Here is a 12,838-nt window from a genome sequence, read left to right as displayed (position 1 = left end):
GCGGCGACGAGGCGAGGGCATTCGGCCCGGTCGCCGTGGCCACGCCCGATGGACTGCCCGGCCCGCCGCACGCGACCGGATGGCGGCAACATCGGGAAGCCGCTGAAATCGCGGCGCCGCCGCGGGCGCCCAACCGCTGGTCCCGCTCTTGCTGTGTCGTGAGCGCGAGGAATGCCCTCGTCAACCCGGACCCGCCCGGCAAGGAGGTACGCGATGCCCACCACGACCTTCGCCAACCGGACGCTCGACGCGCGCCCCGACCGCGTCGACCTGCGCGATCGCCCGTATCAGCCGCGGCTTCACTCGCTGCCGCTCCAGTACCCGCCGCCCGTCGACATCGCCCGATACCTGGCGCGCTATCAGCAAGACCAGATGATCCTCGACCAGGGCAGCGAGGGCGCCTGCACGGGCTTCGGCCTTGCCGGGGTCGTGAATTACCTCCGCTGGAAGCTGGCGGTGGACGCCGGCGAGAAGGCGCCGGAGAAGGTGAGCGAGCGCATGTTCTATCACCTCGCCCGCTTCTACGACGAGTGGCCGGGCGAGGACTACGAGGGCTCGAGCTGCCGCGGCGCCATGAAAGGGTGGCAGCGACATGGCGTGTGCGCCGAAACCCTCTGGCCCTACCGCGACGGGCAGGGCAGCGTGGCGTTCGTGCGCCCCCAGTCGGGCTGGGACGCCGACGCGGCGAAGCGTCCCCTCGGCGCGTACTACCGCATCGACAAGGACTCGATCACCGACATGCAGGCGGCGCTGGTGGAGGTGGGCGCGATCTATGCCTCCGCCTCCGTGCACAAGGGTTGGTTCCTGCAGCCGGTGGGTCGCATGGCGCCGATCGGCCTCCCCGTCATCGAGACGCCGGAGAACGGCGGAAACGTCGGCGGCCACGCCTTCGCCCTCGTGGGCTACACGCGCGAGGGTTTCGTCGTGCAGAACTCGTGGGGCCCGGGGTGGGGCGTGCAGGGCTTCGCCATCCTCCCCTTCACCGACTGGGTGCAGCGCGGTACCGACGCCTGGGTCGCGGTCATGGGCGCCCCGATGGAGGGCGCCGCGGCGCCGCGCTATCACGTGCCGGTTGCCCTCGAGAAGGGCGTGAGCCAGGGGCTCGATCGCGTGCCGCTCAAGGCCCGCGCGACGCGGATGCCCACGATGCCGCGCGACGTCCCCGCCTGGACCACGGAGCAGGCCTATGCCCACGCCATCGTGATGGGCAACAACGGCGTGGTGCTGAACCGGAGCCTCACCGCCGCCAACGGGCTCGACGCCCTCCGTCAGGTGATGCTCGACGAGCCGCGCGCCTGGCTCGGCGCGCAGAAGGCAAAGCACGTGGCGATCTACGCGCACGGCGGGCTCAACTCGGAGGACGGCGCGCTCGATCGCGTCCGGCTGCTGGGCCCCTACTTCGAGGCCAACGGCATCTATCCCATCTTCTTCGTCTGGCGTACGGGCTTCCTCGAGAGCCTCGCGGGGATCGTCGGTGACGAGATCCGCGGCGTGCCGTCCCGGGGCATCTGGAGCGATCTCTGGAAGTCCATCAAGGACCAGGCGAAAGAGGCGCGCGATCGCGCCATCGAGGTCGCGTGCCAGGAGATGCTCGTGCGCGCGGTGTGGAGTCAGATGAAGCAGAACGCCTACGCGGCCGCCCACGAGCCCAGGCCCACCCTGGGACTCGCCTCCCAACATCTCCGGACCCTGCTTCCGAAGGACTCGGACCTGCGCCTGCACCTGATCGGCCACTCCGCCGGGTCGATCATCCTGGGCCATCTCCTCGATCAACTGGGGGCCCAATCGCTCACCGCACAGACCTGCTCGCTCTACGCGCCCGCGTGCACGGTGCGCTTCGCCCTGGACCACTACCGCCCGGCCATCGAGGCCGGCGTGCTCGGCCGCCAGGCGCTGTCCTTCGACATCCTGAGCGACCCGCGGGAGCTCAGCGACTCCGTTGGGCCCTACGGCAAGTCGCTCCTGTACCTCGTGTCGCGGGCGCTCGAGGATCACCACAAGACGCCGATACTCGGTCTGGCGTCGATCTGGAGCCGCAAGCCGGGCGACCCCAAGACCGCCGACGCGCTGGGCGGCCCCGAGCTCGCAGGCGAGGTAGACAAGTGGCTCGCCTTCTGGGGCCCCGGCGCCCGACCGCGCGAGCTGTCGGCGCCGTCCGTGTCGGACGGACGGGAGAGTATTCCCGCCGCCCATGGCTGCTTCGACAACGATCGCGACACGATTACGCGCACCCTTGCGCGCATCCTCGGCCGCGAGCCCAAGGTGGCGGTGAGCGATCTCCACGGCTTCTAGAGCGCTTGACGCCGCCGCCCTCGCCGCCGCAGTATCGGGCGGACGAGGGCGGCGGTGACCATCCACTCCACACGCATCCAGTCGGGCGGGCGGCTCTGTCGCTGGGCCACGCTCGCCGCCGACGCGCCCGATCTCGCCGAGACCGGCCGGTCGCTGCTGCAGCAGTTCGGTGGGGTGGGGCTCGCGTTCCTCGCCACGGTCCGGCAGGACGGCGCGCCGCGCCTCCACCCCGTGTGCCCCGTGCTCACCGCGGAGCGGCTGCACGTCCTGATCACGCCCGACTCCCCGAAGCGAGGCGATCTCGAGCGCGACGGCCGCTACGCGCTCCAGACCTTCCCCCAGCCCAAGGCGGGCAGCGACGAGTTCTACGTGGCTGGGCGCGCCGTGCTCGTCGCGGGCCCCGCGGAGCGTGACGCCGTGTTCCGGAGCGCGCGGCACATGTGGAATCCATCGGAGATCATCTTCGAGCTGTGGCTGGAGCGCGTGCAGCACACGCGCTGGGAGCATCCGCTCACGCCGGAGATGCGCCCCGTGCGGCGTGCGTGGCGGCCTGAGAGCTGATCACCGGCGCTCCCGGCGCGCGCGCCGCTTCCATCCCCCCCAGAGGCCTCCCATCACCTCGCAACTCGCCAGCCATCGATCGAGCGAGTCCGGCCGGCCCCGCGTCACCGCCCACAACCACCCGCCGATCCGCGCCGCCGCCTGACCGTACATGAAGAGCGGGGCGCCCAGGAGCTGACGCCCCGCGGGGAGCGCCTGGGCCAGCGCCTCGCCCTCGGCCCGCTCGAAGTAGTGACGAGACACATACCGCCGCCGCATCCGGTGGGCGGCGATGCGGTGCCAGACCACGATGCGCGGATCGTAGAAGGCGCGCCGGCCGCTGGCCAGCGCGCGCTTCACCAGTTCCCACTCCTCGCCGCCATAGAGCTTCCCGCCCCTGACGCCCCGATCTGCGTCGAAGAGCCCCGCGGTGGCGAAGACACCGCGGCGAAACGCCATGTTGGCGCCCCACACCCGGGGCAGTCTCCGGAAGGCCACTACCTCTCCTGGCTCTGCATGCTCCATGATCGCGTAGGCGCCGTGCAGGAAAGGCCGACCGACCAGCCACGGTGGTGGAGGATGCTCCCACTGGGGCAGGATGCGCCCGCTTACGATGTCCGCGTCGGTCCCGCGCATCGCGGCCGTCACGTTTGCCACCCAGTCCGGGGCCGGGCTCACGTCGTCGTCCGTGAAGGCGATGATGGCGCCCCCGGCCCGCGCGATGCCGGCATTGCGCGCGTGGCTCAGGCCCTGGCGCGCCTCGAAGAAATAGCGCACGTCGATGCGCGCGGAAGCTGCGAAGGCCTCCACCACGGCCCGCGTCCCGTCGGGTGATTTGTTGTCGATGATCAGCAGCTCCCACTTGAGCCCGGTGGGCACCACCTGCTCGTCGAGGGCCCGCAGTGTGACCCCGAGGGAGCGCGCGCGATTGTAGGTGCAGAGGATGACGGAGACGTCCATGACGGAGGGGCTAGGACACGGTCGCGCCGGCTTCGCGGGGCGTCCACGGTGCGCTAGACTGACGCTCGTGGAGAAGGGGCACGCCAGAGGGCAGCGCGTCGTGGTGATCGGGCTCGACGGCCTCGAGGTGACCCATGCCGAGCGACTGATGGCGGCGGGCGAGCTGCCGGCACTCGCCGAGTTGGGACGGCGCTCCGCACGCTTCCTCCTCGACCACGGCCCCGCGCAGCGGACGGGCCTGGCATGGGAGCACGTGGCGTCCGGACAGACGCCAGACGCGGCGCGCCGTTGGGCTGCCGTGGAGTTCGACCCCTCGACCTATCGCGTCTGGCAGGACGGGGCTCGCTTCGAGCCGTGGTGGGAGCGCATCGACCGCCGCCCCGTCGTCTTCGACACACCCTATGTGGATCTCCGACGCGCGCCCAGGACCCGCGGCATCGTGGCGTGGGGGGCCCACGACCCGGGGACCTTCCTCACCGGTCGCCCCGCCGGGGTGCTCGACGAGTTCTTGGCGCGCTTCGGTCGCTACCCCGCGGCGCCCTGGACGTACGGGATTCCGTGGCCTTCCGCTGAGCGCGCTCAGACCATGGGTGAGGCCCTTAGCGGGGCCCTCGACGTCCGGACGCGCGCGGCGCGCTGGCTCATGACCGAGCGGCTGCCCGACTGGGATCTCTTCATCGCGGTGGCGGGAGAGCTGCACGGCTCGGTGGAGGGGCTGTGGCACGGAGTCGACCCCCGGCATCCTCTTCACACTCATCCCTCGGCCCCCGCCGCGGCCGAAGCCCTGCTCGCCGTTCACCGGGGGCTCGACCGCATGGTGGGCGAACTCACGCGCACGGCCGGGGGGGCGGCGGTGGTCGCCTTCACCATGGGCGGCATGGGGACCAACCACTCCGACGTGCAGTCGATGGTGCTCCTGCCCGAGCTGCTCTATCGCCATGCCTTCGGCCGATCCCTGCTGACAGTGCCGGGCGCTTGGGCGGCGGCGCCCGGCGCCGTTCCTATCCTGGAGGCGGACGAACGCTGGGAGCCTGTGCGGCTCATTCCGCACCCCGCTGCGGCGACGGATGGGGCGGCCGCGCTGCACACGCTGGCCCGCTCGCTCCCTCGGCCGATCCGGGCGGCGCTCAAGGGCGCGCGGGCCGGCGTCGAGCGGTGGCGATCAGGCCGCGCCCCCGCCCCACGGCCCGATCTGACGTGGCAGCCGGCCACGCACTATCGCGAGCAGTGGCCTCGCATGCGCGCCTTCGCGCTGCCGTCCTTCTACGACGGGCGGATCCGAATCAACCTGCGTGGGCGCGAGCGCGACGGCCTCGTGGACCCCGCGCGCTACGAGGAGACGTGCCGTGAGATCGAGGCGCTGCTCCGCGAATGCCGCGACCCGCGCACCGGCGAGCAGGCGGTGGAGGACATCGAGCGCTCCGCGACGCGCGATCCCCTCGCCCTCGCGGGCTCCGAGTGCGACCTCATCGTGGTGTGGCGAGGCCCCGCCGCCGCGCTCGAGCACCCGCGCCTGGGAGTCGTGGGGCCGGTGGCTCTGCGGCGCACGGGCGGCCATACCGGACGGCACGGCATGGCGTACATCGCCGCGCCGGGCTTGGTCCCCGGCGATCGCGGCGAGCACTCGGCCTTCGACGTCGTGCCCACCGTGCTCGATCTCCTGGGATGCCCCCCGCCAGCCCATGTGTGTGGCGCTAGCCTCCTCGCCGCCGCGTCCACGTCCCAGTGAGCGCGCTCGCATGGTGACGCGGTAGAGATAGCACACGAGGCAATGCGCGACCAATGGCCCATTGCCCGCCCGCGCTCCTGAAGGATCTGGCCCCCCTCTTCGCCGACCTGCGCCGCTGGCCGGGCGTGGTCGAGAAATCGCGCGCCGTGTTCTACGCACGCCGCCAGCCGCTCCTCCACTTCCACCTCACACGCGAGGGCGAGCGCCGCGCCGATGTACGGGGGCGCGACGGCTGGACCTCGCTCGAGCTGCCCACCCCGATCACGGCGACGAGCCGCCGAGCGCTCCGGCGCCTCGTCGAGGCTCGCTACCGGGAGCGGGAGCCGGCGAGGCGCTCCGCCGCGCGCCGGTGACTCTCCAGCAGGCCGGGCACGCGCCCGGGGTCGGTGCGCCCCCAGCCGCATTCGGACGCCACACCGAAGTCGCGCACGAAGACCTGCGCGGCGGCGATCCGGGCGGTGTCGCCCGCCTCATCGCCGTAGTGAATCAGACCCAGGTAGAGCGCGGTCTCGGAATCGCCCTCGAGCCGTTCGAGCGGCCGGAAGTATGCGGCATCGGTGCGATCCTTCGGCACGGGCAGATGCAGGAAGTCCATGCGCCGGCGGAGCGAGCGGCGGAGAGCCCGCGTCATGTCCACCAAGACGCCGAGGTCCCGCGGCATCACGAGATGCTCGTCCGCGGGTGAGCCGTAGCAGAGGTGATAGCCCATCTCGACCGCCGCGGGCACGGCATCACCGAGACGGGCCAATTCGGCCGCGATTTGCGCCGCAAAATCGGCGGGCCGGTCCGGGAAGAAGCCCTCGTGGATCAGCACCTCCTGGCACACGTCCCACTGGATTGCGAGGCGCTCGGCGGGAATCGTCGCCACGATCTCCTCGAGGGCGCCGCGCAGCGCCCGCTCGTAGACGGGCAGATAGGGCGCGCGCGCCCGCGGGCTCACGTACATGTAGCCGCTGGCCATCGGCGTGGGCAGGCACACCTGGAAGCGCACGCCGGCGGGGAGGACGCCCTCGGCCTGGAGGCGCGCGAAGACCGTGAAGGAGGCGCGCGCGGCCTCCGCGTAGCCGGTCTCGAAGCGCACCCGCTCCGGGTCCACGCCGGAGCGAAAGCGCAGCAGCGTCATCTCGCGCAGGAGCTTGCCATCCCACTGGCGCAGCGCGAAGGGCGGCACCGTCGGATCGTCCTCCATGTCCGGATGCCGCCGCAGCATCAGGTTCTGGAAGAAGATCCAGCGCCGGCGCTCGCCCGTCTCACCGTCGGGCAGGCGGCGCAGGTGGCGACCGAGCGCGTCCGCCACGGCGCGGAACACCGACTCCGCATCCGCCATCGGCACGCTGCCGATCAGGTGCACGCCGCCCGGATCGTGCGCCCAGGCGGCGGTCATCGGGCCTCCGCGGCGCCTCCGAGCCCGAGCGCGGACTCCCACGCCTGCTGGGTGGCGATCTCCTGGGTCCAGGGCCGCATGAGGGCCCCCGCGCGCGCGTCGCGCGCGTAGCGCTCGAGCGGATAGCGCTTGAGGAGACCGCGCCCCCCGCACACGCGAATGGCCTCCTGGGTCACCGTCACCGTCGAGCGCTGCACGGTGACGTGGGCCGCCCGCGCGCGCTGCACGGCGTCCGCGGGCGCGTCGACTCGGGCTTCCGAGATCGCGCGGTAGTAGAGGGCGCGGGTCGCCTCCAGCGTGAAGAGCATTTCGGCCACCGCGTGGCCCTTCACCGCCGCCTCGGTGTGCAGCCCCGGCGAGCCCGCCAGCTCGCCCCGGAGGTATGCGAGGGCGCCGTCGTAGGCCGCCTGCATGAGGCCGAGGAAGGTGGCGCAGAACGTGAGCGGCGAGAGATGGGGGAAGGCGTTATACATGGCGCCGAACATCCCCGGCGGCAGCACCTCGCCGTCGTCGGGCACGAAGACGTTCTCGAGCACCATGTCGCGGCTCACCGTTCCCCGCATGCCCATGGGATCCCACTCGCCGGGAAACGACACCCCCGGCGCGTCCTTGGGCACCTGGAGGTAGAGCGTCCGTTCGATCCACGGCTCGTCGCCCAGGCGGATCGCCGGCGTGGCGAAGTAGGGCGCGGAGCCCGCGAGCGACACGAAGAACTTTCGCCCGTTCACCACGTAGCCGCCGTCCACCTTCTTCGCGGTGGTGCCGAAGCGCCGCCCGCCCATGCTGAGCTTGGTGTCGGTCTGCCCCTGCTCCACCGGCTCCGAGTGCGGCTGACCGTAGAAGGCGCCCTGCTCCACCACCTCGCGGAACTTGGCCGCGCGCAGCTTGTCGTGGCGCTCGCGCACGGCCGGCGGCAACGGCATCGTGTCGGCGATGGGGCCCATCATCAGCATGGTGAGGCAGTGCATGTTGAAGGTGAGCGAGGTCGAGGCGTTCCCCTGCGCGAGCTGCTCGGCGACCAGGCAGTAGGTCTCGTAGTCCGCGCCGAGCCCGCCGAAGCGCTCGGGCACGCAGAGGCCGAGCAGGCCCACCGCGCGCAGGTCCGCATAGTCGTCGAAGGGAAACGAGGCCTCGCGGTCGTGGCGCTCGGCGCGGGGCGCGAAGCGCTCGCGGGCGAGGCGGCGGGCGAGGTCGATCAGCTCACGCTGGCGGGGCGAGGGGGCGAGGTCCATGGGCAGCCATTGTGTCACCCATCCCCGCCGCCAGCGCAAGCCCGGCGTGAGCTAGGCGGCGCGCTTCACCTGCTCCATGAACGCCCCCACGCCGGGCTCGGCGTAGACGCCGAAGGCGTCGGTCAGGGTGCCCCGCACTCCGCCGCGTGTCTCCAGGGCATACACGATGGCCATGTCGTCGGGATCGGACACGCCCTCGAAGCGATGGAAGTCGACCAGGCGCAGATCGCCGGGCGCGTAGAGCGTGCCGCTGCTGACCGCGCGTAGCCGGTCTCCGGCAACCCGGAACTGATCGGTGAAGCCGCGTGCGGCGAGCTCCGCCATCACGTCGGTCAGCGTCGGAAGCTCGAGCGCGGCAGCCATACGCGGGATCTCCTGCCCTCCGATCGTCCGCCCGGCCGCCCGCGGCGTCAAGCGAACCGCCGAGCCCCGCCGCGACGCCCCCTACTCGATCGACCGCCCCCCGTCGACGTCGAGGCACACCCCGGTGAGGAACGCCGCGTCCGGCGAAGCGAGGAACGTCACCGCGCCCGCCACGTCGTCCGGGGCGCAGAGGCGTCCCAGCGGGATGCCGCGCACCAGGCTCTCGCGCGTGCGGTCGTCGAGGGGCGTGCCGCCGCGCGCGGTCACCATAAAGGCGGTGTCGGCCGCCACCGGGCACACCGCGCAGACGCGGATCCCGTCGCGAGCGACCTCGCCGGCAAGGCCGCGCGTGAGGGTCAGCACCGCGCCTTTCGTCGCGTTGTACACGGTGACGCCGCGGCGGGGCCGCCGCGCGCCGATGGACGCGGTGTTCACGATGACGCCGCCGCCGCGGTTGCGCAGCGCGGGCACCGCGTACTTGCAGCCCAGGAACACGCCCTTGAAGTTCACCGCGATCTGCCGGTCGAAGTCCGCCTCGGGCAGATCCCACAGCGGCATCGACGTGTGGGAGAAGCCGGCATTGTTGACCATGACGTCGAGCCCGCCCTCGCCCTCGACCGCGGCGCCCACCAACGCTTCTACGTCCGCGGCCGCCGCCACGTCGCACGGGCGGAACCGGGCGCGGCCGCCGGCCGTCTCGATGCTCCGCGCGACCGCCGTGCCCGCCGCCTCGTCGACGTCGCCCAGCACCACCCGCGCGCCCTCCGCGGCGAAGCGGCGGGCGATGGCCTCGCCGAATCCCTTGGCCGCGCCCGTCACCGCCACCACCTTGCCCTCGAACCGGCCGGGGGTAGTCATGGCCCCCTTGTACCGTTGGGTCGGCCGCGGGGCAAGACCCTGTGCTAGCCTCCTGGCACCGACCCAGGAGGCTCGACCCCATGGACTACAAGGACTATCAGCACCTCGTCTTCGAGCGGCGCCCCCACGGCGTGGTGCTCATCACCATCAACCGGCCCGAGGTGCTCAACGCCACCAACGACCGCCTGCACTGGGAGCTCACCCAGGTGTGGCTCACCCTCGACGCCGACGAGAGCGCCCGGGTGGCGGTGATCACCGGCGCGGGGCGCGCGTTCTCCGCGGGCGGTGACCTCGACATGGTGGACGCCAACGCCCGCGACCCCAAGCGCCTGGCCCGTATGACCCGCGAGGCCTCCGACCTCGTCTACAACCTGATCAACCTGGACAAGCCCGTGATCTCCGCCATCAACGGCGTGGCGGTGGGCGCGGGGCTGGTGGTCGCGCTGCTCTCCGACATCAGCATCATCTCCGAGACCGCCCGCTTCACCGACGGGCACACCAAGCTCGGCGTGGTGGCGGGTGACCACGCCGCCATCATCTGGCCGCTCCTCTGCGGGATGGCCAAGGCCAAGTACTACCTCCTCACCAGCGACTTCATCGACGGCAAGGAGGCCGAGCGCATCGGGCTGGTCAGCATGAGCCTGCCCGCCGCCGAGGTGCTGCCGAAGGCCTTCGAGGTGGCCGACAAGCTGGCCACCGGCGCCCAGCAAGCTATTCGCTGGACCAAGCGTTCCCTGAACAACTGGCTCCGGATGGCGGGGCCGATCTTCGATCAGTCCATCGCGCTCGAGATGCTGACGTTCATGGACGAGGACGTGCGCGAGGGCGCGCGAGCGATCCGTGAAAAGCGGGCGCCGCGCTTTCCATCCGCCATGTGAAGCGCCCTTCCCGACGAGGAGGCTCCTAATGAGCGACCACGACGAAGTGGATCGTGCATCCGACCATGACAGTCTCGGCCTGAGCCGGCGCGATCTCCTGAAGCTCGGCCTCCTGACCGCGGCGGCCTCGCAGGGGGCGCTCGCCTTCGCTCCGCCCGGCGCCACCCAGACGCCCATGAAGCTCGGGGCCAATCTGATCGGCAAGCTCGAGGGGGCGGAGGTGATCACGGACCCCGCGCGCTTCCCGAAGACCTTCAAGGAGGCGCCGCAGCTCGCCGAGCTCGTGAAGGCGGGCAAGCTGCCGCCGGTGCAGCAGCGCATCGGCGAGGACCCCCTCGTCATCAAGCCGCTGCGCGAGATCGGAAAGTACGGCGGCACGTGGCGCCGCGGCTTCACCGGGCCCTTCGACACTTCCAACGGGCACCGGGTTGCCCAGAACGACAAGCTCCTCTATTACGACTACACGGGCACCAAGCTCGTTCCCAACATCGCCCGGGGATGGGAGGTCAGCCCCGACGGCAAGGTCACGACGCTCCTCCTCCGCCGCGGCATGCGGTGGAGTGACGGTCAGCCCTTCACCGCGGACGACTTCATCTTCTGGTACCAGGATGTGTACCTGAACAAGGACCTTGTTCCCACTCCCCTCTCGGTGATGACGGTGGGCGGCAAGCCGATCATGATGGAGAAAGCAGACGCGAGCACCATCCGATTTATTTCGCCCGAGCCGTACTACGCGCTCCCCATCGTCCTCGCCTCCGTGTGGGGCATCGGGCATCACGCGCGGTTCGGCCGCTCTGCGCTGGGCGGCTTCGCCCCCGCGCACTACATGAAACAGTTCCTCCCGAAGTACTCGTCCCAGGACGAGCTCAGCAAGAAGGCGGCCGAGCAGGGTGTGGACAGCTGGGTCACGCTGTTCAAGAACCGCAACGACGCTTGCCGGAACGCCGACCTTCCGGTGGTGACGCCGTGGAAGACGACGTCGCCCATCACCAGCCCGAGCTGGGTGTTCGAGCGTAATCCTTACAGCGTCTGGGTGGACACCGACGGCAATCAGCTCCCCTACATCGACCGCATCCGCATGACCCTGGGCGAGAATCTCGAGGTCATCAACCTGCGCGCCATCGCGGGCGAGTACGACTCGCAGGCGCGCCACATCGACATCAGCAAGCTGCCGGTGCTGCTCGAGAACCAGCAGAAGGGCGGCTACCGCGTGTACCTCGATCCGTCCGATCAGGGCGCCGACGTGGGCCTGTTTTGCAATCAGTCCTACGAGAAGGACGCGGAGGTCGCGAAGTGGCTGAGCACGCGCGAGTTCCGCATCGCGCTGTCCCAGGCCATCGACCGTGCCCAGATCAACGAGACCTTCGTCCTGAGCCTGGGCCAGACGGGCTCGGGCGCACCCGGCGAGCGGACCCTCTACTTCCCGGGCCCGGAGTACAAGACGCTCCACGCCACGCTCGACGTCAAGAAGGCCAATGAGATGCTGGACAAGCTGGGACTGACCAAGAAGGATTCGGAGGGCTATCGCCTGCGCCTGGACGGCGGGGGCCGGCTGCGTCTCGCCCTCACTACCTACGTGGGCTTCCTCCCCTTCAGCCAGATCGCCGAGATGGTGGCGGAGCACTGGAAGAAGATCGGCATCCGTGGCGAGGTGCAGGAGATGGAGCGCGGGGCAGCGACGGCCCGGATGACCAGTAACGAGCATCAGATCTACTTCGAGACCCAGTGGGGCGCGGACAACATCTACGGCCACACCCCGTGGATCTTCGCCTCGGAGCGCGGGATACCGCTGGGCCCGCTCTACGGCGACTGGTACTCCTCCGCCGGCGCCAAGGGCAAGACGCCGCCGCCGCGCATGCGCGAGCTGATGGACAAGTACCGGAAGTCGCTCAGCGTGAAGGACGCGGAGCGGGTGAAGATGGCGAAGGACGTGTGGAAGATCGTGCTCGACGAGCTGTGGATGATCCCGGTGGTATCGAACTCACCCGCCTCGCAGGGCGTGCGGGTGATCAAGACCAACATGGGCAATATCCCCGAACGCCTCTGGAACAGCGCGGTGAGCGACAACCCCCACATCGCTCACACGGAGACCTGGTACTTCAAGTCCTGAGCCGCACCGTCAGCGGCGCGGGCCGGTCGGGAAGGCGCACGAGGGTGAAGCCCCGCGCGTCCACCCACCAGCCCGCGCCCGCCTCGTCGGGACCGTCGCGGCGCGGCAGGTCGCCGTGGCCGTCCACCGAGACGGCGCGAGGCGCGGGGGCGCCGAGCTCGAGCGTATAGCGCCGCCGCGCGGGTAGCACGCTCGTGTCCCCCGCGGGAGCGCCGATCCGCACCGTCACCTCGTCGGCCGCGACCGCGCACTCGAAGATGGTGCGCGCGTAGCTCCCCTCGCGGTAGCCCTGGGTCCGGCCATCGTCCTCGTAGAGCTCGAAGCGCGACGTCCTCTCCGGGTGCAGCCGCAGAATCAGCTCGTCCAGGGGCCGTTCGCCCGAGTGCTGCATCACGGGGCCCATGGGCAGGATGGCGCCGGCGCGCACGAAGAGGGGGAGGCGCTCGAGCGGCGCGTCCACCGTGACGCCGCCGGGGCCCGCGTGGCGCGCGC

Annotated in this window: 12 protein-coding genes; 6 read left to right on the top strand and 6 right to left on the bottom strand. The window is 71.0% G+C overall.

The window, feature by feature from the left end:
* Window positions 1–213: 213 nt before the first annotated feature.
* Together VFX14_01045 and VFX14_01040 are read left to right on the top strand one after the other, a co-directional pair.
* Window positions 214–2,292 carry a C1 family peptidase gene (locus VFX14_01045; protein ID HEU5188252.1) on the top strand — a complete coding sequence of 693 codons (2,079 nt, stop codon included), beginning with the start codon at window positions 214–216 and terminating at the stop codon, window positions 2,290–2,292.
* A 54-nt stretch (window positions 2,293–2,346) separates the two neighbouring features.
* Window positions 2,347–2,853 carry a pyridoxamine 5'-phosphate oxidase family protein gene (locus VFX14_01040; GenBank protein HEU5188251.1) on the top strand — a complete coding sequence of 169 codons (507 nt, stop codon included), beginning with the start codon at window positions 2,347–2,349 and terminating at the stop codon, window positions 2,851–2,853.
* Here VFX14_01040 and VFX14_01035 read toward each other — a convergent pair whose 3' ends face one another.
* Complete coding sequence (locus VFX14_01035; protein ID HEU5188250.1) at window positions 2,854–3,792, bottom strand: glycosyltransferase; 939 nt, start codon at window positions 3,790–3,792, stop codon at window positions 2,854–2,856. It abuts the gene before it with no gap.
* A 67-nt stretch (window positions 3,793–3,859) separates the two neighbouring features.
* Between VFX14_01035 and VFX14_01030 the strand changes: the two genes are divergently transcribed.
* Together VFX14_01030 and VFX14_01025 are read left to right on the top strand one after the other, a co-directional pair.
* On the top strand, window positions 3,860–5,521 hold the full coding sequence (locus tag VFX14_01030; GenBank protein ID HEU5188249.1) for a hypothetical protein: 1,662 nt from the start codon (window positions 3,860–3,862) through the stop codon (window positions 5,519–5,521).
* Between the two features lie 53 nt (window positions 5,522–5,574).
* Window positions 5,575–5,874: a hypothetical protein gene (locus tag VFX14_01025; GenBank protein ID HEU5188248.1), complete on the top strand. Its 300-nt coding sequence runs from the start codon at window positions 5,575–5,577 to the stop codon at window positions 5,872–5,874.
* Here VFX14_01025 and VFX14_01020 read toward each other — a convergent pair.
* The 4 genes from VFX14_01020 to VFX14_01005 all read right to left on the bottom strand — a co-directional run bounded on the left by VFX14_01020 (window position 5,829) and on the right by VFX14_01005 (window position 9,358).
* Complete coding sequence (locus VFX14_01020; protein HEU5188247.1) at window positions 5,829–6,905, bottom strand: hypothetical protein; 1,077 nt, start codon at window positions 6,903–6,905, stop codon at window positions 5,829–5,831. The two genes, VFX14_01025 and VFX14_01020, sit on opposite strands and share 46 nt — an antisense overlap.
* Window positions 6,902–8,137, bottom strand: a complete 1,236-nt coding sequence (locus VFX14_01015; GenBank protein HEU5188246.1) for an acyl-CoA dehydrogenase family protein — start codon at window positions 8,135–8,137, stop codon at window positions 6,902–6,904. Before VFX14_01015 ends, VFX14_01020 begins: the two co-directional genes overlap by 4 nt.
* Window positions 8,138–8,188: 51 nt before the next feature.
* Window positions 8,189–8,500, bottom strand: coding sequence for a hypothetical protein (locus tag VFX14_01010; GenBank protein ID HEU5188245.1), 312 nt, complete (start codon window positions 8,498–8,500; stop codon window positions 8,189–8,191).
* 81 nt (window positions 8,501–8,581) lie between these two features.
* Window positions 8,582–9,358 (bottom strand): SDR family oxidoreductase, encoded by a 777-nt coding sequence (locus VFX14_01005; GenBank protein ID HEU5188244.1) that lies wholly within the window; start codon window positions 9,356–9,358, stop codon window positions 8,582–8,584.
* An 80-nt stretch (window positions 9,359–9,438) separates the two neighbouring features.
* Here VFX14_01005 and VFX14_01000 point away from each other — a divergent pair, with 80 nt between their 5' ends.
* Together VFX14_01000 and VFX14_00995 are read left to right on the top strand one after the other, a co-directional pair.
* Window positions 9,439–10,236 (top strand): enoyl-CoA hydratase/isomerase family protein, encoded by a 798-nt coding sequence (locus VFX14_01000; protein ID HEU5188243.1) that lies wholly within the window; start codon window positions 9,439–9,441, stop codon window positions 10,234–10,236.
* A 28-nt stretch (window positions 10,237–10,264) separates the two neighbouring features.
* Complete coding sequence (locus VFX14_00995) at window positions 10,265–12,346, top strand: ABC transporter substrate-binding protein (GenBank protein HEU5188242.1); 2,082 nt, start codon at window positions 10,265–10,267, stop codon at window positions 12,344–12,346.
* Here VFX14_00995 and VFX14_00990 read toward each other — a convergent pair.
* Window positions 12,336–12,838: DUF5110 domain-containing protein (locus VFX14_00990; GenBank protein HEU5188241.1), on the bottom strand; the 503-nt coding region annotated here is incomplete at its 5' end. The genes VFX14_00995 and VFX14_00990 overlap by 11 nt on opposite strands.

Source organism: Candidatus Methylomirabilota bacterium, assembly GCA_035764725.1.
Classification (GTDB): Bacteria; Methylomirabilota; Methylomirabilia; order Rokubacteriales; family CSP1-6; genus DASRWT01.
This window is presented reverse-complemented; position numbering and strand designations above follow the sequence as displayed.